Below are 21175 nucleotides of genomic sequence, written 5' to 3' on the forward strand. Positions count from 1 at the left end.
TGATCGATTAAGGCACGTGCATAACGACGTCGTTAACAACGTATCTTATGTGGGGCTGGTGATGCGGGGCGATATTCTTGGGCTGGAGCGGCGGCGACGGTTGAGCGACGATGAGAAGCTCGAGATCGTTTTATCGGTAGGCATGGGCGACGCGACGGTGACGCAGGTTGCGCAGCGGCACGATGTGTCGCGGCATCAGATCTATGCCTGGCGGCATGAGTTGAAGAAGCAGGGTCTGCTTTCGGCATGTCCGGAGGCGCTGTTCCTGCCGGTGGAGTTGGAAAGGCCCCTGGAACGGGCGGTTCCGACGACGGTCACCACATCAGAAGCACCGCGGCCTCCGCAGATCGAGCTGAAGCTGGGGAATGGCCGCTGCCTACGCTTCGCCCCGTCCCTGGACGCGGCCATGCTGACGCAAGTTACCCGGGCGGTGGAAGCGGCATGATCGGACCGGGAACCGGCGTCCGCGTCTATCTGGCTTGTGGTGTGACGGACATGAGGAAAGGCATCGAGGGGTTGGCCGCGCTCGCGCAGGATCATCTGCGCCAGAAGCCCACCGGTGGCGCCGTCTTCGCGTTCCGTGGTCGCCGCGGCGACAGGTTGAAGCTTTTGCACTGGGATGGGCAAGGCTTCTGCCTTTACTACAAGGTTCTGGAGAAGGGGCGCTTCCCTTGGCCTGCGCGCGGTGACGGGGCGGCGCGTCTGACCTCGGCGCAGCTCGCCATGCTCTGGGAAGAGATTGACTGGCGCAGGCCGGACTGGGGTGCGCCGCCCGCTCGCGTAGGCTAAGGAATGGCGATGGAGCGCCTTGTTTCTATGGCGTTTCTTGCGGATTTGCGGTATCCGGGCGCATGTCGAATGTGGCCCAAGCTCTTCCTGATGACCCGGCGCTTCTGAAGGCGCTGATCGCCGCCTTGCAGGCTGAGAACGCGAATATCTCGGCCACGTTGCGCGCGCATGACCAGTTGATCCAGACCCTGCGGCTGCGCATCGCCAAGCTGAAGAAGCAGGTGTTCGGCCAGTCCTCGGAAAAGATCGAACGTGAGATCGAGCAGCTGGAACTGGCGCTGGAGGATCTGCTGATCGCCTCGGCCGAGTGCGAGACTGCGGTCGTGGATGACGGTCAGGGCGATGATGCCCTGGAAACGACTGTCGCCGGCGAGGTCGCCGATCGCCCATCCCGCCGTCGTCTCCGGGTTTCGGACAGCACGCCGCGCGAGCGGCAGGAACCCGACCCCGGCAGCTGCTGCCCCGATTGCGGCGGCGATCTGCGCGTGGTGGGCGAGGACGTCAGCGATATGCTGGATCTGATCGCGGCGCAGCTGAAGGTCGTCCAGATCACCCGGCCCAAGAAATCCTGCCGCCGCTGCGAGCGCATGGTGCAGGCGCCCGCCCCCAGTCGGCCGATCCCGGGCAGCATGGCCGGGGCGGGCCTTCTGGCCCAAATCCTCGTCGCCAAATTCGACGATCACCTTCCTCTCTATCGCCAGCACGAGATCTTCGCCCGCATGGGGGCGGACATCCCCGACAGCACCTTGGTCGACTGGTGCGGCCGCGCCATGAAGGTGCTGCAGCCGCTGATCGAGAGGATCGAGGCCGATGTCATGGCCAGCGATCTGCTTCATGCCGATGACACGCCGATCCGGGTGCTGGACCGGTCTCAGCGTGACAAGGGGCTGGGCAAGGGCGTGAAGAAGGGCCGGATCTGGACCTATGTCCGCGATCAGCGCCCCTGGGCAGGCGCGTCGCCACCCGGGGCGGTCTATGCCTTCGCGCCGGACTGGCGGGAAGAACACGTCCATCGCCATCTGGCCCAGACCCGCGGCATTCTCCAAGCCGACGGCTACAAGGGCTATGCGAAGCTTTATGGTCCTGACCCAGACGGGAGGCCCCGCCTTCGTGAGGCTGCCTGCTGGGCTCACCTGCGACGTGACTTCCATGATGAATGGGACAAGACGAAATCCGCGATCGCCCGCGAGGCGCTCGACCGCATCGGCGCGCTCTATGACATCGAGCGGGAGCTCACCGGGCGTTCCGCAGACATCCGCCTTGCCGCGCGCCAGAAGCACAGCGCCCCGAAGGTTGCGGCTTTCTTCGCATGGGCCGACCAGCAGCTCGCGCTGATCCCCGGCAAGGGCGATCTGGCCAATGCCTTCCGCTATGGCCTCAGCCGAGGAGGCGCCTTCAGCCTGTTCCTCGAAGACGGCCGGGTGGCCATCGATAACAATCCCGCCGAGCGCGCCCTGCGCCCGATCGGCATCGGACGCCGCAACTGGCTCTTCGCCGGGGCCGACACCGGCGCCGAAACGCTGGCCCGCGCGATGACCGTCATCGAGACCGCCAAGATGAACGGCCTCGATCCGCAGGCCTACCTCGCCGACATCCTGACCCGCATCCATGATCACAAGATCAATCGGCTCGACGAGTTGTTGCCCTGGAACTGGTCGCCGCTGACCAATGCGTTGCCCGAGGCCGCCTGATGGCAACCGTCAGCCATGTCTGCACCCTCGACTACGTCGCCAGGATGCTGGGCGAAGACCCCGAGCTTCTCGAAGCCATCGTCTACAACGACGACAATCTGACCTACGGCGCAATCATCAGCGTCTATACCGGCGCGGAAGAGACCATCACCGCCCTGACCGATGATGGCATTGACGACCTGAAAGACATGCTCAGGGACGCCCGCATCACCACCGAAACCTGGCATGCGTTCCTCGACGACTTTGTCGACGACGAAGACCTCGTCGCCCGCATCAAGGCCCAGTCACCGCAGTAACAACCGGCTGGTTACGGTGTAGGTGTCAATCGCCTTGTTGCCTGCCACTCGGATCAGAGCATCAGCGGCAAGGCGGCTTGGCTTCTCGTTGATGGAATCGAGGCGGAGATACTCGTCTAGGCAGGATGCAAGGTCCCAAGTGTGGGGCTTCACGCGCTCTAGGAGCTTGTTCACATCGACAGGCCGCACAGAGGGTGAGGACCATATGCCGTCAAGGGCGGATGAATCGGTGCTACACTTCCTGGTCGGCGGAGCCGAGGACGTGGTGGGCGTGGCGGAGGGGAGTACCGTCATGACCATAGAAACCTTGCCCGCTCTTTGCCCGGCCCGCGCGCCTTGGAACAAGGGTCGCATCATGGGCCAAAAGCTTCCGCTGCAGCCAAAGCATGTCTGGTCCACGCCCCCAGCGCCGGGCAAGCTGGGTGGCGGCACGGCCGACGACAAGACACTGCGCGATCTGCGCGGCCTCTTCCGCGAGGCGCTGATGCGCCCCCCGCCGGAGTTCCTACACTACGGCGATCCCTTCGGTGACGTGTCCTTGCGCCGTGAAATCGTGGATTACCTGCGAGCCACGCGCGGCATCCGGGCCGGAGTCGATCAGGTGATGATCACGTCGGGCACGCAATCGGCCCTGTCGCTGATCGGTCGGGCGCTTATGCAGCCCAAAAGTCGGATCTGGGTCGAAGACCCATGCTATCCGCAGGCGCTGAACCTGTTTCGAAGCCTTGGGCTGACAATCATCCCGGTGCCGGTGGACCAAGATGGCCTTGACCCCGCCGCAGGTATGCTCGCCGCGCCCGAGGCCGAGGCGGTCTATCTGACACCGTCCCACCAGTTCCCGCTTGGCGCGACGCTCTCGATGCCGCGCCGTCTGGCGCTGCTGGACTGGGCACAGGGAGCTGGCGCGTGGATCATCGAGGATGATTACGACAGCGAATACCGCTTCACCGGCCCACCTCTTGCTGCACTTCACGGTATCGACCGGGCGGGCCGCGTCATCTATCTCGGCACCTTCTCCAAGGCGCTGGCACCCGGGTTGCGGCTGGGCTACGCGGTGCTACCGGTCGAGGTTGTCGAAACAGTCCGCAGGCTGCGCGACCTGACTGACCGTTATCCCAACCCGCTGATCGAGACGGTGCTGGCCAGGTTCATGTCCGAGGGGCAATACGCCGCGCACCTGCGTCGCGCACGCAAGCGCTGCCGGATGGCGCGGGACGCGCTGGTCGAGGGGCTATCCGCGGCACCGCTGGATGTGATGATCCCCGATCAGGGGCTGCATCTGATAGCCTATGCCCGCGGCGACGAAGCGGATGCCGAACTGCAGCGCCTAGGGCAGGCGGGCGGTCTTAGCAGCCGCCGCTTGTCGCAGATGTTCCTCAAGGCCCCTGCACAACAGGGGCTTGTCATCGGCTACTCTGGCTTCGAGACCGCCGAAATCCGGGCTGCCGCTTATGGAGCGACGCGGGCCATCACTTCGGGAGGAAGAGAATAATTCGCGCAGGCTTCTGCATGCATCAGGTCACTCGTTCATGATACGGTCAAGCGGTGGAACCCTGAAAGACTGCTCTCCGCCCCTCGCGCCGTGACCGCTAGGGCAAGGTCGTTGTGGCCATGCGGCTGTCGATCAGTTCCGCCTCGACCAGAACGTAGATGTCCTCGGGCGCGGTCGAAAGTCCGAAGCGCATGACACCAGGGTCAATCCCCATCTCAATCAGATATTCCATCGTTCTGCCCTGACTGCGCTGGATATCCTCCACGGCCAGAAAGGCAGGCATGTAGCCCGGCGTCTCATAGTAATGCTGATGCAGCCCCACGGACCCCCGCAGCGACACGGCCCGCTCCACGCCCGCGGCAAGGATATAGGGGCAAGCCGACAGGCAGATTGTGCCCGGCAGGATCGTGGTGGACAGCTCGCGCGCGCGAAGCCTGCGCCCGATGTCAAGCGCTTCGTCGACATTCCCGCCGGGGCTGTGCAGGGCGACTTGGCCGGGCACCTCGGCAAGACTGGCAAGAAAGGCGTCGAAGCGGTCCGCATCGCCCGGCTCGATGGGGCCCGCCGCGACGATCAGGGGGCCCTGCGCCTCCTCCGTCTGGAGGCTGAAGTTTAGTCGCGGCGGAAGATTCTCAGGAAGGGTGATTGTGGGCGCCTCGGACGGGCCGGTAAAAGTCGGAAGCGCACGGTTGGGATCGTGCCGCCGCACCTGATCGCCCGGCAAGACCGGGGATGTCAGCGGATTGGTCGTGCCGCCGCCAAGGCCAGTGGGCAAGCGGTCGCCAAGATCCACGAGCAGCACCAAGGCCGCCACCGCAACCTGCGCGATGAGGGCGTAGCGCAGGCCCCGCCGGATCGTGAAGGGACTGCGGGCCGGTTCGGCCTTGCCGGTCCGGGCCGCGGTTTCAGTCGGCATCGGGCGCCCGATCCACTGGCGCGGCGCGCTCGGAACGCAGGCGGCGCAGCATTTCGGATTCCGCGTCGCCCATCGAGGCTTCGACATCCCGCATCGCGTTGATCGCGGCCTTCAGATCGGCCAGCGTCAGCGTCTCCTCGATGCTGAGCCCGTCCCGCCCGCTCCGGATCGCGGCCTGAGTGACGGCCAGCACGAAGACCAGAACCCCCGGCAAGAGGTCGATGGCGATCGCGCCCGCCCATGAGGGAACGAAGCTTCCGGCATAGCGTATCACGGCATCGGCGCTGGAAATCGGGTTGTAGGCCGTTTCCTGTGGCGGCTCGATGGCCAGCACCTCGCTTGCCGCCTCCCCCAGACTGGCGCTGAGCCGTTCCACCGAGGCGAAAACCGCCGCCATGGTCTCGGATTGCGTGCTTCTGAGCGCTGCGGTGCCGCCGTCTAGCTCGGGCAGGATGATGCTGGCGGGCAGATCCGCTGCCGCCCGCGCCACGAGAGGCGCCACAGAATACTGGTTGAGGCTGGCGATCACGCCCGCCAGTCGGACACTTTCCTCGGAAAAGGCGACCGAGCGTTGTTCGACCGGGCCGGGGGCGACAGTCAGGGCCCGCATCTGGCCGAGCAGGCGGTTGCCCTCCTCGAAGGCGGCCTCGATGCGGGCGTCCTGCGCCGCGATGATCTCCTCGAGCGAGCGCAAACGGTCGGTGGTCTGCGCCAGAAGCCGCGCGACCGCCCCGTCGCCCGCCACGCCCGTGGTGCCTCCCTCGCGTGCTTCGCGATCGGCAAGTTCCTCAAAGGTCAGGCGCGTGCGCTCCACCTCGCGACCCAGCGCCTGTCCCCGCAGGGCGATATCATGCGCCTGTTCCAGCGCGGCCTGATATTCCTGAACGGTTTTGGCGAGATGCTGTTCCACCGCCGCCGACCCGGCCAGCGCCGCCGCGTTCAGCCAGCTCGACATCGCGATGATCGCGAGCGAGCCGACGATCGTGGAGAGCGTCAGGCCGATGAAACCGCTGGCCGTCCTCATCGATGGCAAGAGGCGCAGGATGTAGCTCCAGAACACGAAGATGCCGACCGAGACGGCGATGGAATAGGCGACGGCGGCAAAGAAGCTCATCGCGCCCGTATCCTCGAGCAACGAGGACACGCCGAGATAGGTGTAGATGCCCGATGCGATGGCCAGGATGCCGAGTGCTGCCGGCGTTATCGTGTCGAGCCAAGCCAGATGCCCCTCCAACTCGCGGGCTGTGCGCAACCCTTTGCTTTCGGCTGCAGTCAGGCGCCGTTCATTGGATGTCATCAAATCTGATCCTCAGGATTGGGTAGGGCTGAGCCGTCACAACGGACTGAGATCGTATTGCGTCTTTCGGTCCGCGCAAGCCAAGTCTGCAGCGCGAGTCTGTCGTGCGACCGATCCTTGATGCTTGATCGAGCCGCGGATGTCTGAAGGTGTCGAAAGCGCCGTTCGGCCCGGAGCCGACCTTCGTCGACCGGATGGACGCCGCGGCGCGGCGTCAACGAACCAGTCCTTCGCCGCGCAAGCGAGATCAGAACCTGACGGAGGCCCGCCGGGCCCAGCCCCTGACGACAAGCGTCGAGGGCTTGTGCACCACGGACCAAAGATGTATATACTTTCATATATCCAAGGAGTCGCGCCATGATCGAAACCAGGATCCGGAGAGTTGGCAATTCTGCCGTCATGACCCTGACCACCGAAATGCTCACCATCCTCGACGCGAAGGAGGGTGACACGCTCTTCGTCATGCGCGGAGACGACGGCAGCCTGAAGATCACGCCGCACGATCCCGCGGTCGCCGCCGCGCTGGCCGCCGCGGAGATCGTGATGGACGAAAACCGCGACCTGCTTCAGGCACTTGCGTGAGCGAGCCGGTCTGGGTTCCGCTCGCCGCGGTCCTTGCGATCCATGACAGACAGATAGCCCGGCATGGCGGCGCGTCCGGCATGCGCGACCGGGCGCTCCTGGAGATGGGCTGCGCTCGCGCGATGAACCTCGCGGCCTACACCGACTCCGGGCTTGCGGAGATGGCCGCGGCTTATGCCTTCGGCATCTGCAGGGCTCATGCCTTCGTGGATGGCAACAAGCGCACGGCCTTCGTGACGGCGCTCACATTCCTGCGACTGAACGGCTACTCTTTCCGCCCCGACACGATCAAGGGCGTCAGGATGATGGAGACCCTGGCGGCGGGAGAGATCAGCGAGGCGGACTTCGCCAGGTGGCTGGCGACTGGCATGAGCGAGATCTGACTCACCGAAGTTTTCTTCGAGGGCCGAGGACACCAACAAGCACGTCGCGATTGGCGCTCCAGTCGGCTCTTCAACATTCTTCGCAAGGGGCTGGCCCACGGAGGGGGGGCTCTGGTGCCATTCAACCTCAGCCCTGATCGGCCGCAGGCAGCCCATTCTTGACGTTCGCCTCGTCCGGGCCCAGCATGACAGCAACGGTCAAGGAGGGCGGAAAGTGTGAATTCGCTGCAATAGCTCGGTTGCTGGCCGACGTCCTCATACCGGACTTCCAGAAGTCGGAAACTGGCTCGGCCCTATTCGGCTGGGCTCGGAGCGAAAGGATCGGTTTGTTCCAGATGGCCCCCGTTTCTGCACTCTTTACGGCCGCAGTCGTGTCCTTTCGGTATCGTCCCGAACGGACTGGCATGCGATGGACTGGTTCCGACAGCGTTTTCACAAGCTTTCCTCAACGTAGCGACAGGTCGAAGATCGCCCGGTCCCCGCTGATGCGGCGGACGTAGTCCACCTTTTCGCCGTCCCAGTGATAGCGGTAGTGGTCGGCCTGCCGGGGCAGGCTCACCACATCGGGCCAGAAGACCCCGATACACTGACCGCCCGGATTCCGGACGCTCGGATAGACGACTCCGTCCGCGCCCGCCGCCCGCCGCGACTTCGCCAATTCCTGTGGCGCCGCATAGCGCGCCGGATCGGGGTCAAGGTAGGCGGCGCCGTCGGGCCCGCGCAGGTCGACCAGGTCTGCGTCGATCGCCCCGACCAGTTCGCGCACCTCGGAGATCCAGCCGGGATCCTCGCCCGTGCTCGCGTAGAACCGCGCCATGTGGAAGGTGTGCTCGCGCAGCGCCGTCTCCAGCGTGTCGCCGGCATAGTAGACCCCGAAACTGCCGTCGCTGAACCGCGACCGCCGGTCGGGCGAGACGTGGACGAACGCCGCCATCACCCAGGATGCTCCCTCGCCCGAGACACGGCGTTCGACCGGCACCAGGGACGGGTCGCCATAGGTGGCGGCCAGCCGGGGGTTGGTGCGCTGGACGGCGGCGGTGATCAACTCCCAGTCGCGCGGGTCGGCGATGTCGTCGTAAAGGTCGATGGGCGGGAAGTGCGACATCACCAGGCGATGGGTCCGGCCCCAGGCGACCCGCGCTGTGGGCAGGCTCACCACCCGCCGCGCACGCTGTCGAGATAGCGGCGCACGCGCTGAAGGTCGTCCATGCCGCCACCCCGCACCATCACGTCGAGCGCAGAGGCCCCGCCGAAGGAAGCGTTGGGTTTCGCGATCCAGGCATGGGCGCGCGCCGGGTCCTGAAACAGGATGCGCAGGGCCTTGTGGATGCCCAGAAGGTTTGACATCCGGTCGGCAAGGTCGCGGGCGACGCGGCCGTAATCGCCCGCACGCCAGCGGCGATAGGTCTTGACCGAGATGCCGCCCAGAAGCCGCGCGGCGTCCTCGTCGCGCACGCCCCAGCGGTCCATCAGCGCAAGGATCGCCCGCTGCATGGCGGCGATCTCGTCCGGGCTGTAGCCGTCTTGCGGCGCGGTATCGGGTGTTTCGACGGGTCGGAGCATGGGCATTCCCTTCTGACCACAATCTAACGATTTGCGGCCAAAAGTCCATAACCCCTCCGCGCGCATCGTTCAGATGTCATTCAAGCCTGGTGCGCGGGCAGCATAGACCATCGTCCTTCATATGGGCGTGGTCTTCGACCGGCCATGGCCTGCCAGTGGGGCAACGCCTGCACCGGGGTGTAGTCGCCCTTCATATGGGCGTGGTCTTCGACATCGGGCGGCTGGCAGGCGTGGCGTGAGTGGTGTAGTCGCCCTTCATATGGGCGTGGTCTTCGACCGCTGAGGGAAGCGGCAACTCGTTTCAGGAGGTGTAGTCGCCCTTCATATGGGCGTGGTCTTCGACCGCTCGCCACAACGACCGTGACTGTGCTGGGGTGTAGTCGCCCTTCATATGGGCGTGGTCTTCGACAAACTGGCCCCCTTCGTCATGCCGCTTGCGGTGTAGTCGCCCTTCATATGGGCGTGGTCTTCGACGCATTTAACGTCATAGGAGGGGAAACAACCGGTGTAGTCGCCCTTCATATGGGCGTGGTCTTCGACGACTGTGCATCCATCCGAATGGAGGAACTGGGTGTAGTCGCCCTTCATATGGGCGTGGTCTTCGACGACGGCATCCGCAACTTCGCGCTGGGCGTTGGTGTAGTCGCCCTTCATATGGGCGTGGTCTTCGACTGACTCTTCGCAAAGCATTGGTGCAAGTCGGAAAAAACAGGCTTTTCTCCAAGAGAAAACGGCGCACGCGCATCGAACCAGCCCGCTTTCTAATCCGTTTTTGCCGAGAACGTCGAATTCTCCCTTTCCTCCAGACGTTTCATCATCTTCCAAGGGCGACTGGCCGATTTCCAGTGCTGCTTCGAGGCTACGCCAGCCGTTCCGTTTCGGCAAGCCTGACTTGATACGAGACCCGAAACCCGATTTCCTTTCCCTGCCGATTTCGGCCGGGTGGTGATTGAAGGGGGTGGTGGGATATGCGGATCGTTCGTCCCTACGGGGAAAGCCGGACAGATCTGGGCGGAGAGCGCGGACAGACCCGGGTTCTGGTCGACAATACCGCGGCCCGGGCGCGCCACGAGATACCGGACTTCGCGCAGAGCCATGACGCCCTGGTGATCGCGCAGTGGATCTCGGTGCTCGACCGGATCGCGACCAAGCCGCAGGGCACCCAGGGCGCAACCAGGGCGCAGCACGCCTTCCGCGACCGTCTGGGCCGGGCGGCCTGGGCGCAGATGTGTGCCGCGGACCGGATCAGCGCCGCGGCCCAGGCCGACCCCTATGTCGCCGCGCTCTGGCGGTTCAAGACGCATCCCTATGGCGATGCCAAGTATCGGCCCCGCAAGGGCAAGGATGGAAAGCCGCTGGGCGAGCCGAAACCGCAGGGCCGCTGGTATGGCCGATTTGCCGCCAATGCCGAGCCAGAACAGGCAGACGTGGCCGCCATCGCCGCGCTGATGGATCACCATCTGCATGTGGCCGAATTGCGGATCGACCCCAAGCGGCCCGAGAAGCGAAAGGGCCTGATCGAGGCGCGCGCCAAGAGCATCGAGGGCAACGTGCTGGTGGCCGAGCCGCGGAAGCGCCCAGTCGGCAGCTGGTCGAGGGAGGCCATCACCCGCTATTTCATGCGGCAGGACGTGGCCGCAGAGATCTTCGCCGCAGCCCGGGATCGGGAGCAGGGCCTGAACGACGTGCCGAGAGGCCCGGTGCGCCTCGCCCTCGCCGCGAAGATCCTGCACGGGCACTGGACGCGCCTGTTCCACGCCCCCGGCACGCGCACGGCCTATTCCATCCGCGAGGCCGAGGAGAAGGAGCCGGAGCTCTTCGCGCTGCATATGGCCGTGAAGGATGCCTATGCGAAGCTCCTGAAACGCCGGACACAACCGAAGACCCTGAAAAAGGGCGTGAAGCCGCCGCAGCAGGCGCCAGTGACGACGGTTCTGCCGAAGAACGCGGGCGAGTTGCTGCGGCTGGTGCAGCACCGCAGCCGGAACCGTGATCTGTCTGCGCTGATCCGGCGCGGCAAGCTGATCCACTATACGGCGTTCGACATTGCAGCCGCGGCAGCGGAGGCGGAAAGCAAGACACCGGACGTGCCGGACGCTGATCGCCTGGCTTATGTGCTGACACATTGGCCCGACGACCTGTCCGCCAGCCGTTATCTCACCAGCGACGGCCAGTCGGCGATCAAGCGATCAGAGGCGTTCGTCCGGGTGTGGCGCCACACCATTGCCATGGCATCGCTGACCCTGCGGGATTGGGCCTCAATGAATAATGACCTCGGGGATGTTTTGGGCAGCGCGAACAAGGTGGATCAAGCAATCGGAAGGGCGAATTTCGATCCCGCCTGGCACGACAAAAAGGTCCGACTGCTGTTCGGAGCGCGCGCCGCCCTCTTCCCATCGGACGATGACGGCCGGAAAGCCCTGCTCGCCTCGGTGATCCGCGCGGGGCTCGCATTGCGGAACAGCAGCTTCCACTTCACCGGCCGCGGCGGATTCCTGGCAGCGCTGAAGAAACTGGGGTCGGAAGAGGTGATGGTCCCGTCCATTCTGGCCGCGGCGCATGCGCTCTGGCGCGAGGACGCGACAGCCCGCGCCGGGCGGCTTCGTGCAGCCCTGACCGGGGCCCATGCCGCACACTACTTCGAAGAGGACCAGAACGCCTCGATTCTGACGCTGCTCGACGAGGCACCGCCAAAGGAGTCCTTGCCGATCCCACGCTTCCGCCGGGTGCTGGGCCGTGCCGAGAACACATGGAAGGGCAAGGAGGCTCTGGTCCTTCCACCCACGGCAAACCGCAGACAGTTGGAAGACCCGGCGCGGCGGTGCCGCTATACAATCCTGAAGGCGCTTTACGAACGGCCGTTCCGGTCTTGGCTGATCGCCCGCGCGCCTGAAGAGGTCAACGCTTGGATCGACCGGGCGATCGAAAGAACCACGCGCGCCGCGAAAGACATGAACGCGAAAAGGGGAGAGGACGATAAGAGGTCGGTCATCGCGGCCAAGGCCGAAAGCCTTCCGAGGCTCTCCGGGGAACGAGGGATCGGGGACTTCTTTTTCGATCTCTCCTCCGCAACCGCCAGCGAGATGCGGGTCCAGCGCGGCTACGGCCATGACGGCGAGGCCGCGAAGGAACAGGCCGGCTATATCGATGACCTGCTGTGCGACGTGGTCGCCCTCGCCTTCGATGCCTGGCTGAGAAACCCACAGGCCAACGGGCGGCCGCTGACCTTCATATGCGACCTCAAGCCGGAAACGCCCTTGCCTGCCGCACCCAAATGCACATTGCAGGAGATCGGGAGCGCGGCGGAACCGGTGAGGCCGGAGGACTGGCAGGCCGCGCTCTACCTGTTGCTGCATCTCGTGCCCGTGGGCGAGGCCGGCCGGCTGCTGCACCAGCTGGCGAAATGGACCGTCACCTCGCGGCTCGCCGACGACCTATTGAACGCCAATGTCACCGATGATCCATCAAAAGCTGAAAGGACCGCCGACGAAGAAGATCTGAAGCGTCTGGTCCACACGCTCATCCAGCATCTCGACATGCACGATGCGAAGTTCGAGGGCGGCGATGCGCTGACCGGCTGCGAACCCTTCGCCGCACTTTTCGCCAGTCGGCCCGGATTCGCGCGCATCTTCCCGGCCGAGGCCGACGAGCGTCTCGACCGCCGGGTTCCAAAGCGCGGCCTTCGCGAGATCATGCGGTTCGGCCATCACGGCCTGGTTGCGTCCTTCGCCGAGGATACCAGGATCACGGACAAGGAAGTGGGTGACTACCTGCGTCTGGAGATCGAAGAGCGACCGGACAACGTTGCAGCGCTGCAAGCCAGGAAAGAAGAAGCGCACGAGCGCTGGGTGAAGGCGAAGGAGAAGCGGAAAACGGTCGACCCAAAACACCTGGAGGACTACGTGACCGCGCTCTGTGGCATCGCCCGTCACCGGCGTCTCGCCTCACGCGTCACCCTCACTGACCAGGTGCAAGTCCACCGGCTGCTGATGACCGTCCTCGGCCGACTGGTCGATTTTTCCGGCATGTTCGAGCGCGATCTCTATTTCGCGATGCTGGGCCTGCTGGATGAGAAAGGCGCGCGACCCGACGAAGTCTTCAGCGGGCCCATCGACGAGCCGAAAAGTCGGCTCGCACTCCTCGCCAACGGCCGAGTTCTTGCCGCGCTTCGCGAGCAGATCCCGCATTCCAAAGACCTTGCCGAAGAGCTGCGCAAGGATCTGGAGCGGCTGTTTGGAATGGACTGTTCTGGTATCAGGCTGCTGGAAGCCGACGAGAGGGGCGACACCTGCCTGCGCGACATCCGCAACGACCTGTCCCATTTCAACCTCCTGCATGACGACAGCTTCGCCCTGGATCTAACCACGTTGGTCAATCGAACCCGCGGGCTGATGTCCTACGATCGCAAGCTGAAGAACGCCGTCTCGAAATCGATCAAGGAGTTGCTCGCACGTGAGGGCCTGACGCTATCTTGGGACATGACCGACCGGCACGACCTCGAGAACGCCCGGATCGGCGCCAAGCCTGCTGTGCACCTCGGCGGTCGAAAACTCGCGTTTCGCGGCGGAGACCGTCGCCCGGAGCCGGTCCGGGAGAACCTGCACAGCCCAACCCACCTGGAAGCTGTCGCACGGTTGTTCGGCGGGAAAGTCGTCGAAGAGGACGATGTAACAAACTTGGATCTTTCGTCCATCGACTGGGCGGCCGAACCCCACAACAGCAAGGAGACTCACCGACACAGGCCGGCAGGACCTCGCAAATCCCCACCAAAGCGCCGCGCCTATCATGCTCCGCGATGAAGAGCATCAACGGTGAGTGCGGACCAAGGCGTCGCCGCGCCGCCCACGAATGGCGGCAATCGCTGCCGCACCGCAGCGGTTATAGGATCCGCAGGATGTCCGCTCCGGGCCGGACCTCGCCCTTCAACCTGCGCGGCGGCACCCCCAGTTTGCGCCGGTTGGCCTGCACCTCATGTGATCGACCACATTCGTCGAACTCTGCGGGTGTGTTGCTTCAGCGGCGTTAGGCAGCTTCCGCGCATGGTCCATTGGCTCCCTGGGCGGCGGACTTTTAAGTCTGCCTGCGAGAGTGCCGTCATCGCCCCAACCGCTTCGCCCGTTCGGCCATCCGGACCACCTGCGCGCTGGCCGTCGCTGCAGCGGTCCGCACCGCCGCCGGCGCCTGCAATGCCCCGCGCCCGATCGCCTCGCCCGTCGTCAAGGCTCCGATCCGGGCTCGGTTCTGAACACCCGATGTGTTCAACAGGCCACCCATCACACCTGCCGACCCGTTGGCGATGGCCGGTGCCGCCACGACCATCAGGTTCCCTGAAATCCCCCGCACGATCAGGGGCGTTGCAGCGACGAAGCCCTTGGCCAGGAACACCACTACGAAGAACGGGACCAGCGAGCCGATGTTGGTCGCGGAGTTGGGGTCGCCGAGTTGCGCGAGAAGCGAATTCGCCATGCCGATGACGGTCGAGAACATGGCGGCGATGACGATGGGGTAGAAGGCGTAGCTGATCGTCGTCGAGACCCACCTGTGGAAGAAATCCCTGGTCGCATCGAAGAGCGACAGCGCGATCATGATTGGGGCGAGGCCCAGCATCAGGGTCAGCATCATCTTGGCGAAGATGAGGACGATGCCGGTCATGAAGCCGAGCAGGCTCAGGAGGATCAGACCAATGCCGCCGAGGATCGCGCCGGTCATCCAGTTCAGGTTGCTGCCAATGGCGTTCAGGTACTGGCTGAACTTCTCGATCAGGATGTCGAATTCGCCCGCGAAGTGTGTTGCCCCTGCTCCGCCCGCTCCCACAGAGGAGATCAGCGCGCCTGCGACATAGTCGAGGCCACCAATGATGGCATTCGCGACGGCGTTGAAATTGGTCCAGTTAAAGGCGAAGAGCCCTATCAGGGTCAGCTTGACGAGGTACCAGAAGAAGCTGGCCCCATCCATGCTGCGGAACTGGAAGGCCATGTTGATGCAGACGCCGATCAACGAGAGCGTGACCATCAGCAGGATGATCGTGCCGGTATTGCTTGCCACGGCCCCGAACTGGGACTCCGCAGCATCGACGAGAAAGCCGTCGGCGGTTGCGACCATCCAGCCGACCACCCCCATTACCAAATCCCCTGAGCTTCACAGATTTCGCGAACTTTCGGCTCAAGTTGTTTGCGCAGATCAATCCACTCGCGGCGCATTGCTGAGTGTTCAGCTTGGGTGAGACTGGCATAGTCGTCGCGGTATTCGCCTTCGACGCTATCCCAAGCGGGGAACCGGACGGCGCACCCACAGTCGCCGGTGCCTGCGATCACCTCCCAAGCCCGGATTTCGTATAGCTCCATCAGCGCAATGACCCTGTAAGTCTCGCGCGGATGGACCTCGTCCATCCAGGACGGCCGTGCAGGCCGGTCGTTGCAGATCCGGTACTGCTGCGGCGACAGGGTGACGGTGAGATCGCTCGTCACCTGAGGCGGGGTCTGGGCTGCGAGGGGTGCGGCCATCATGACGACGGCTGCGGCGAAGGCGATCTTGCGCATGGGGCTCTCCTTTCGGTTCATTCCGCCGCGACCTCGGGGCGTTTGGCCTCCCCGGATCCGGCAGTGGTCTGGTCTGGCTCTCCTGCCTGCCCCGGCAGGAAGAACTCGGTGATGCCGCGCGCGCCGTCATGGCGACCGGCCTGGATGATCACGTCGATGGAGCCCTCGATGTAGTCGACCACGTCGGCATAGGTCATCGGCACTTGCGCTTTCAGGGCGGCGATGGCGAGGCGGCGGACGGCGAGTTGCGGGGTCTCGGCATGCAGCGTGGTCAGCGAGCCGCCATGGCCGGTGTTGATCGCCTCGAGGAAGGTCATCGCCTCGCGCCCGCGGACCTCGCCCAGCACGATCCGGTCGGGGCGCATGCGCAGCGTCGAGGCCAGCAGCATGTCGGCGCTGCGGATTTCCGAGTCCCGGTCGGCGATCAGCGTCACGGCGTTCGGCTGCTCAGGGCGCAGCTCGGCCGCCTCTTCGATGGTGATGATCCGTTCCTCGGGTGGGATCAGCGAGAGGATCTTGCGGGCTGCGACCGTCTTGCCGGTCGAAGTTCCACCAGAGACGATCATGTTGAGCTTGTTCTCGACGCAAAACCGCAAGGCGGCATCAATGTCTCCCGAGGCCACCACGTCGCGCAGTGCGGCGTTCCGTTCCCGGCGCAGGCCTTCGAGGCTGCGTTCGCTGCCGTAAAGGAAGCCGAGCCGGATCGCCTCCAGCGGCAACGAGGAGAAGAACCGCAACGAGATCGAGAACCCGCCCTCGACAGCCGGGGGCTGGATCACCTGTGCCCGGATCGGGCGGTCGCGATAGAGGATGGAGACCGAGACGATGGGCTTCCGGGCGCCGAGCGTGGTCGAGGCGGCCGAGGCGATCTGGTTGCCGAGGTCCCTGATCTCGGTCTGGCTGAGCGGGGTGCCGAGCCCCCGCATGAAATGGTCGCCCTGGAACTCGCCCCAAGCCCGTCCGTCGGGATTGATGCAGATCTCGATCGTGTCGTCCCGCCGGACCGCGGCGCCCAGCCGGTCGAGCGAGGCCTCGAGATAGCTTGCCGCCATGTCAGAGTATCTCCAGGTCGCGATCGACCATGACGGTGATCCGGCTGCCCTGATCGACATGAATCACCGGACGGATCGCGAGATAGTCCCGCAGGGTACCCTGGGCGGCATCGCGCAGATCGCCCGAGACCTCGCGCGCGGCCCCGGCAATCGCGCCATCCTCGATCTTACCCGCGGCCAGGGTCGGCACCGCGCCGATCAGCGAGATCAGCGCGGCCGAGCCGAACCGCTGGGAAAAGCGCGTGTCGACAAAACCGGTGGTGCCGGTCCGGCCGAGCGCGTCGCCGCCAAAGGCGCTGATCTCGACCGTCTGGTTGTCGGGCAGGATGATGCGATCCCAGGCCACCATGACCCGCGCCTGCGCCAGCGCGACATCCGAGCGGTAGCGCCCGATCAGGCGCGCGCCGCGCGGGATCAGGACGCGGCTGCCATCGAAGGAGTGGACGTCCTCCGAGACGATGGCCCGGATTGCGCCGGGCAGCGTGCTGTCGAGCGCGGTTTCGGTCACCGCCTGGATCATCGTGCCCTGCACGACGGTATGCGACGGGTTCACGATCACCTCGGCCCGCGTGGTCGGGGCCGGCCTTGCGCCTGTGCGCACGAAGGCCTCGTCGGCACTCAGGCGCGCCTGCTCCTGCGCATCGGCGCGCCCGCCGGCGGCCCCGGACCAGGCAATCAGCGGCGAGGCCACGCGCGCCGCCCGGGCCTCGGCTTCGGCCAGGCGGCGCCGCTCGAGTTCCGCTAGGCGCAGTTCCTCCTCGGTCGGTCCCATGCGAACGGGCTCCGGCGGATTGAGGCGCGCGAGTTCGAGATCCATCCGCATCTGGTCAAGCTGGCGGTCGCGCTCGGTCAATTGCCGTTCCAGCGAGCGCTGCGCCTCGTGCGAGGCCGCCTGCAGGGCCGCGATCTGGGCGGTCAGTTCGGCAATTGCCGATTCGGCCCGGCTATCGGGCACCTCCGCCGGGCGCGCGCGCAGTTCCTCGAGTTCCGCCCTGAGCGTGGCAAGGCTCTCCATCAGGGCCAGTTCGGCGGCCGAGGGCCCGGCGTCTTCCGGCGCGGACAACGGTTCGGGCTCCGGCAACCGCAGGGGTGCGATATCGCCGAAGCCTGTGCCGAGCGTCTGGAACTCGTCCGGGGCGGCCGTTGCCAGAAGCCCCTCGGGCTTGGGCTGCAGCGCAAGCCAGAGCACGCCGCCGAGGGCCGCAATCCCGGCCACGCCGAGAAAGGCCGTGATCGGGGAGGCCCGCCGACGGTCCATGCGCTTGCCATTTGTCCCCTCCAGGGCCGCGAGCCGCGCGGCGAGGTCTTCGGTTGCCTCCTTCATGACGCGGCTTGCCCGATGTCCTGGACGCACACCACGTCCTCGCCGAGGCGCAGCACCCATTGTCGGTTCACGCCCGACACGCGGATGACCCCGTCGCCTTGTGCAGTGCTGTTCACCGCGCGCTCGGCCCCGTTCGTGTAGCGGAAGATCGCGGGCACCGGCGTGTTCCGCGCGAAGCGAAAATAGGTGAAGGTGCCGTCATCCCAGATCGCCGTAGGCGTGAACTCCAGGCGGCTGCTCACGGCATAGGTCGCGTTCGGCGCTCGCGCCGCGACCGCGCGCGCGGGCTGGACCCTGGCCTCGGGATAGCGGAACTGCACGACGTAATGCGGGGTCTCGCGCGCCTCGATCACGTGGAAGTAATAGGAGCGGCGGTTCGTATAGACCGTGATGTTGGTCGCCACGCCGGCGGCCATCGGCTTGATTGCGAAGGCGCGCCCACCGGGGACGCCATCGAACTGGAAGCCCACGGTGTCGCCCGCGATGATCGAGCGGATGGTCTCGCCCTCGCCGAACTCGACCGATGTCACGCGGGTGAGGGTGGTGACGATGCGGTAGACCTGCCCGTCGGTCCAGCTTGCGATGCGCACGCGATTGTCATGCGGGCCGGGGCGTGGGGTGATTTCGGCGAGGGCCGACGACGCAAGAAGCGCCAGCGCGCAGGCAAGGGTGGCGGCAGGAACAAGGGCAGGCTTTCCGGGGGTGCGGGTCATTCGGAACGGTCCGATCGGATGGCATATTGGGTGACGGTGAAGCCGAAGGGGTTCTGCCAGACATCGTCGATCGAGCGGGTCCGTTCGGGACGAAAGGCAAACATGAGCGTGGCGGTGAACATCCCCGCCTGCGCCCCCTGGGGACCGGAGAGCCGTTTCCTCAGCCTTACCTGGGCGCGGTTCTCGCCGATCAGCGTGATCGAGGCGATCTCGACGGCCATCTCGGAGGATGGTCCATAGCGCGTTGGCGGATAGCTCTCCTGCCCCGAGGTCCACATCGCGCGCATGCTGGCCTCGGCTGCCCCGGTCGATTGGGCCAGGACCCGGCGCACGCGCATGTCGTTATCGAGCTGGTTGTAGCTCTCGCGGTCGAGGATATAGCGGTAGATCTGCGCCTCGATGATCGCGGGCCGCTCGGCGAGCGAGACGGCCGCGACCGTAGCATTCGGGAGCGCCATGCCGGTTTCCGGGTCATAGGGCACGACCACGGGCGGCGGGGTCTCGATCATCAGGGCGACGGCGGCGGCGGCAAGACAGCCGATCACGCCGAACCCCGCGCCGCCGATCCCGATCATCTGCCAGAGCCGCTCGCGGCGCAGCGCGCCGTGGATCAGCTCCTCTTCCACGAGTTCGCGGGTGCTCAGGCCAGTGGTCATGTCAGGCCCCCCGGTCATGGCCGCAAGCTCGGCAGGGTGAAGTCCATGTAGCGGCGTTCCTCGGCGATGGTGGCGGCATCGACCACCCCGGCATTGCCGGCGCCGAGGGTCTGGATTGCCTCGAGCTCCCACATCCGCGTCATGGCGATGGCCAGTTCGGCGGTGACCCGGGTGTTGTGGTCCATCGCGGCCTTCAGATCCTCCATCTCGGGAATCTTCGCGACCAGCCGCTCGACCCGTTCGAGCGACTGGGCGGCCTCGGCATGGCTGTTCTGGGCCGCGGCCGACATGACCGCGCCGGTGGTGGCGCGCGTGGCCACGCCCTCGGCCCCGGGTTTGCCGCTGGTCGCGATCTCGCGCAGCGAGTTCTCGTCAAAGCCGGCGCGCGCCAGCGCCTGTTCCATCTGGGTGCGCATGGGGCCTGCCGTGACGCCGAGAAGGTTGCTCCAGTCGCCCGCCTGGATGCCTCGGATGAGGCCTGGCAGATCGCGGAACTTGGCCTCGAGGAGCCCGTCGAGACCGTCGCCCATGACCATGCCGAGGATGCTGCGCGGTCCGGTGAGCGAGGCATGCATCTGTTGCAGCTGATCGAGTTGGTTCTGGACCACGTCGAGCTGTTCGAGGGCATTGTCCAGAAGATCGGTCTGGATCCCGAAATCCTGCAGCATCTGCTGAAGCTGGCGGATTTCCTGGGCGATGTTCTGGGTGTCGACCGTGGGCACGCCCTGCGCGGTGACAGGGCCCGCGAGGGCGGTGCTCACCGCGAGGGCCACGGCGCCGGTGGCGAGGGAACGGGTCAGGCGCGGGATCATCGCAACGTCTCCAGGGTGAAATTCATGAACTGCCGCTCGGCGACCTGGACCGCGGCCATGGCGAGCTGTTCCTCGCTGAGCGGCTGGGTATGGACGGCCTTGATGCGGGTGCGGATCGCGACCAGCCGGGCGAGCTCGGCCCGGGCATAGGTGTTGAGCGCGATAGCCTCGTTCAGGTCCCTGGTCTCGCCGATGCGGGCAATGATGTCCTGGACGCGCAGCGCGGCCGCCTGGACCGAGACCAGCGAATAATCGCCATAGACGCCCGCGCCATGGGCCGAGAGGCTGAAGCTCGCGTTGGCCAGCAGGACCGGGTCGACGGTGCCGAGGGCATCGATCCCGCCCACGGCCGCAAGGTAGCGGTTGTATTGCTGGGGGGTCACCACGACATAGGCTTGGGTCTCCGCGAAGGGGGGGACGCCGCCATATTGCTGCACCCGGCCCGGGCCCGCGTTATAGGCCGCGAGCGCGTGGATGATGTTGCCATCGAACATGCCCAGCATCTGCGCGAGGTAGCGTGCGCCGCCCGTGACCTGCAGCCAGGGGTCGTCGTAATAGGCGGGGTAGATCCCGAGATCGCCCGCGGTGTCGGGCATGATCTGGGTCAGGCCGAAGGCGCCCGCGGGCGAGCGGGCGCCGATCTGGAATCGGCTTTCCTGCCAGATCAGGGCCTGCAACAGGCAGCGCCATTGCACGAGCGTGAGCCCGGCGCGGCCCACGCCGGGCAGGCCGTGGGTATGGCGCGCGGCGCGGATGATCAGCTCCTCCACCCCTTCCCGTGCATCGCCGAAAATTCGCGCGGAGGCCGGGTTGGGATCCTCGGGCGCATAGAGGCTGGCGGCGGCGGTGCTGATACCTGCCGCTTCCCCCTGCCCGGACTCGAGCCCGGCCACGCTGCCCGCGACGTCACCGGCGCGCAGCGTCATGGCATCCATGATCGCGTTCAGCGCCGCGAGCTGCTGGCGCTCGATCTCGGCCAGTTCCTGCACACGGGCGAGGCGGTCCTGCTGAAGTGCGAGATCCTGTTCGCGCTGCTCGACGATCGCCTGCCGCCCCGCGAAGAGGCGCAT

Annotated in this window: 20 protein-coding genes and 1 CRISPR repeat array; of the genes, 8 read left to right on the forward strand and 12 right to left on the reverse strand. The window is 65.7% G+C overall.

Annotated features, from left to right (window positions below):
• The first annotated feature begins 16 nt into the window (after nt 1-16).
• The 5 genes from tnpA to EV216_RS06115 all read left to right on the forward strand — a co-directional run bounded on the left by tnpA (nt 17) and on the right by EV216_RS06115 (nt 4268).
• Nucleotides 17-445 (forward strand): IS66-like element accessory protein TnpA, encoded by a 429-nt coding sequence (gene tnpA / locus EV216_RS06095; protein WP_207893976.1) that lies wholly within the window; start codon nt 17-19, stop codon nt 443-445.
• Nucleotides 442-789 (forward strand): IS66 family insertion sequence element accessory protein TnpB, encoded by a 348-nt coding sequence (tnpB, locus tag EV216_RS06100; protein ID WP_132694173.1) that lies wholly within the window; start codon nt 442-444, stop codon nt 787-789. Before tnpA ends, tnpB begins: the two co-directional genes overlap by 4 nt.
• A gap of 62 nt (nt 790-851) precedes the next feature.
• Entirely contained in the window at nt 852-2480 is a 1629-nt protein-coding gene (tnpC, locus tag EV216_RS06105; protein WP_132694174.1) for an IS66 family transposase, read from the forward strand.
• Nucleotides 2480-2776 (forward strand): hypothetical protein, encoded by a 297-nt coding sequence (locus EV216_RS06110; RefSeq protein ID WP_132694175.1) that lies wholly within the window; start codon nt 2480-2482, stop codon nt 2774-2776. The genes tnpC and EV216_RS06110 overlap by 1 nt, the downstream gene beginning before the upstream one ends.
• Nucleotides 2777-3038: 262 nt before the next feature.
• On the forward strand, nt 3039-4268 hold the full coding sequence (locus tag EV216_RS06115; RefSeq protein ID WP_165899164.1) for an aminotransferase-like domain-containing protein: 1230 nt from the start codon (nt 3039-3041) through the stop codon (nt 4266-4268).
• Between the two features lie 97 nt (nt 4269-4365).
• On the opposite strand, the gene EV216_RS06120 is transcribed toward EV216_RS06115, so the two are convergent.
• Both EV216_RS06120 and EV216_RS06125 read right to left on the reverse strand, forming a co-directional pair.
• Nucleotides 4366-5184 (reverse strand): COG3904 family protein, encoded by an 819-nt coding sequence (locus tag EV216_RS06120; protein WP_132694177.1) that lies wholly within the window; start codon nt 5182-5184, stop codon nt 4366-4368.
• Nucleotides 5174-6481, reverse strand: coding sequence for a hypothetical protein (locus tag EV216_RS06125; protein WP_132694178.1), 1308 nt, complete (start codon nt 6479-6481; stop codon nt 5174-5176). Before EV216_RS06125 ends, EV216_RS06120 begins: the two co-directional genes overlap by 11 nt.
• Before the next feature lie 399 nt (nt 6482-6880).
• Between EV216_RS06125 and EV216_RS06130 the strand changes: the two genes are divergently transcribed.
• Complete coding sequence (locus EV216_RS06130; protein ID WP_243641991.1) at nt 6881-7063, forward strand: AbrB/MazE/SpoVT family DNA-binding domain-containing protein; 183 nt, start codon at nt 6881-6883, stop codon at nt 7061-7063.
• Entirely contained in the window at nt 7060-7446 is a 387-nt protein-coding gene (locus tag EV216_RS06135) for a type II toxin-antitoxin system death-on-curing family toxin (protein ID WP_132694180.1), read from the forward strand. The genes EV216_RS06130 and EV216_RS06135 overlap by 4 nt, the downstream gene beginning before the upstream one ends.
• 445 nt (nt 7447-7891) lie before the next feature.
• Here EV216_RS06135 and EV216_RS06140 read toward each other — a convergent pair whose 3' ends face one another.
• Both EV216_RS06140 and EV216_RS06145 read right to left on the reverse strand, forming a co-directional pair.
• Entirely contained in the window at nt 7892-8602 is a 711-nt protein-coding gene (locus EV216_RS06140; RefSeq protein ID WP_424511169.1) for an RES family NAD+ phosphorylase, read from the reverse strand.
• A complete protein-coding gene (locus tag EV216_RS06145) occupies nt 8599-9009 on the reverse strand; it encodes an MbcA/ParS/Xre antitoxin family protein (protein WP_243641992.1) in 411 nt (136 codons plus the stop codon). The genes EV216_RS06140 and EV216_RS06145 overlap by 4 nt, the downstream gene beginning before the upstream one ends.
• Nucleotides 9010-9185: 176 nt before the next feature.
• Nucleotides 9186-9681: direct repeats of the CRISPR family, unit length 36 nt; unit sequence GGTGTAGTCGCCCTTCATATGGGCGTGGTCTTCGAC.
• A gap of 296 nt (nt 9682-9977) precedes the next feature.
• Here EV216_RS06145 and cas13a point away from each other — a divergent pair.
• Nucleotides 9978-13808 (forward strand): type VI-A CRISPR-associated RNA-guided ribonuclease Cas13a, encoded by a 3831-nt coding sequence (cas13a, locus tag EV216_RS06150; RefSeq protein WP_132694182.1) that lies wholly within the window; start codon nt 9978-9980, stop codon nt 13806-13808.
• Between the two features lie 295 nt (nt 13809-14103).
• On the opposite strand, the gene EV216_RS06155 is transcribed toward cas13a, so the two are convergent.
• The 8 genes from EV216_RS06155 to EV216_RS06190 are packed head-to-tail and all read right to left on the reverse strand — an operon-like array spanning nt 14104 to nt 21175.
• Nucleotides 14104-15129 (reverse strand): TrbL/VirB6 family protein, encoded by a 1026-nt coding sequence (locus EV216_RS06155; RefSeq protein WP_132694183.1) that lies wholly within the window; start codon nt 15127-15129, stop codon nt 14104-14106.
• Entirely contained in the window at nt 15129-15548 is a 420-nt protein-coding gene (locus tag EV216_RS06160) for a hypothetical protein (protein WP_132694184.1), read from the reverse strand. Before EV216_RS06160 ends, EV216_RS06155 begins: the two co-directional genes overlap by 1 nt.
• 17 nt (nt 15549-15565) lie before the next feature.
• A complete protein-coding gene (locus EV216_RS06165; protein ID WP_132694185.1) occupies nt 15566-16600 on the reverse strand; it encodes an ATPase, T2SS/T4P/T4SS family in 1035 nt (344 codons plus the stop codon).
• Between the two features lies 1 nt (nt 16601).
• Complete coding sequence (locus tag EV216_RS06170) at nt 16602-17924, reverse strand: TraB/TrbI/VirB10 family type IV secretion system protein (protein WP_132694186.1); 1323 nt, start codon at nt 17922-17924, stop codon at nt 16602-16604.
• Nucleotides 17921-18637, reverse strand: a complete 717-nt coding sequence (locus EV216_RS06175) for a TrbG/VirB9 family P-type conjugative transfer protein (RefSeq protein WP_165899165.1) — start codon at nt 18635-18637, stop codon at nt 17921-17923. Before EV216_RS06175 ends, EV216_RS06170 begins: the two co-directional genes overlap by 4 nt.
• The gene (locus EV216_RS06180) at nt 18634-19293 is read right to left on the reverse strand and encodes a VirB8 family type IV secretion system protein (RefSeq protein WP_243641993.1); all 660 of its coding nucleotides are present in this window, start codon (nt 19291-19293) and stop codon (nt 18634-18636) included. Before EV216_RS06180 ends, EV216_RS06175 begins: the two co-directional genes overlap by 4 nt.
• Nucleotides 19294-19307: 14 nt before the next feature.
• Nucleotides 19308-20105, reverse strand: coding sequence for a type IV secretion system protein (locus EV216_RS06185; RefSeq protein WP_132694187.1), 798 nt, complete (start codon nt 20103-20105; stop codon nt 19308-19310).
• Nucleotides 20102-21175: a lytic transglycosylase domain-containing protein gene (locus EV216_RS06190; protein WP_207893981.1), complete on the reverse strand. Its 1074-nt coding sequence runs from the start codon at nt 21173-21175 to the stop codon at nt 20102-20104. Before EV216_RS06190 ends, EV216_RS06185 begins: the two co-directional genes overlap by 4 nt.

This window comes from Rhodovulum steppense (assembly GCF_004339675.1).
Lineage (GTDB): Bacteria > Pseudomonadota > Alphaproteobacteria > Rhodobacterales > Rhodobacteraceae > Rhodovulum > Rhodovulum steppense.

Coding starts and splice junctions, on each gene's coding strand:
- tnpB (WP_132694173.1), top strand. CDS start 442: ATGATCGGACCGGGAACCGGCGTCCGCGTCTATCTGGCTTGTGGTGTG.
- tnpC (WP_132694174.1), top strand. CDS start 852: ATGTCGAATGTGGCCCAAGCTCTTCCTGATGACCCGGCGCTTCTGAAG.
- EV216_RS06110 (WP_132694175.1), top strand. CDS start 2,480: ATGGCAACCGTCAGCCATGTCTGCACCCTCGACTACGTCGCCAGGATG.
- EV216_RS06120 (WP_132694177.1), bottom strand. CDS start 5,184: ATGCCGACTGAAACCGCGGCCCGGACCGGCAAGGCCGAACCGGCCCGC.
- EV216_RS06125 (WP_132694178.1), bottom strand. CDS start 6,481: ATGACATCCAATGAACGGCGCCTGACTGCAGCCGAAAGCAAAGGGTTG.
- EV216_RS06130 (WP_243641991.1), top strand. CDS start 6,881: ATGACCCTGACCACCGAAATGCTCACCATCCTCGACGCGAAGGAGGGT.
- EV216_RS06145 (WP_243641992.1), bottom strand. CDS start 9,009: ATGCTCCGACCCGTCGAAACACCCGATACCGCGCCGCAAGACGGCTAC.
- cas13a (WP_132694182.1), top strand. CDS start 9,978: ATGCGGATCGTTCGTCCCTACGGGGAAAGCCGGACAGATCTGGGCGGA.
- EV216_RS06155 (WP_132694183.1), bottom strand. CDS start 15,129: ATGGGGGTGGTCGGCTGGATGGTCGCAACCGCCGACGGCTTTCTCGTC.
- EV216_RS06160 (WP_132694184.1), bottom strand. CDS start 15,548: ATGCGCAAGATCGCCTTCGCCGCAGCCGTCGTCATGATGGCCGCACCC.
- EV216_RS06165 (WP_132694185.1), bottom strand. CDS start 16,600: ATGGCGGCAAGCTATCTCGAGGCCTCGCTCGACCGGCTGGGCGCCGCG.
- EV216_RS06170 (WP_132694186.1), bottom strand. CDS start 17,924: ATGAAGGAGGCAACCGAAGACCTCGCCGCGCGGCTCGCGGCCCTGGAG.
- EV216_RS06175 (WP_165899165.1), bottom strand. CDS start 18,637: ATGACCCGCACCCCCGGAAAGCCTGCCCTTGTTCCTGCCGCCACCCTT.
- EV216_RS06180 (WP_243641993.1), bottom strand. CDS start 19,293: ATGACCACTGGCCTGAGCACCCGCGAACTCGTGGAAGAGGAGCTGATC.
- EV216_RS06185 (WP_132694187.1), bottom strand. CDS start 20,105: ATGATCCCGCGCCTGACCCGTTCCCTCGCCACCGGCGCCGTGGCCCTC.
- EV216_RS06190 (WP_207893981.1), bottom strand. CDS start 21,175: ATGCGCCTCTTCGCGGGGCGGCAGGCGATCGTCGAGCAGCGCGAACAG.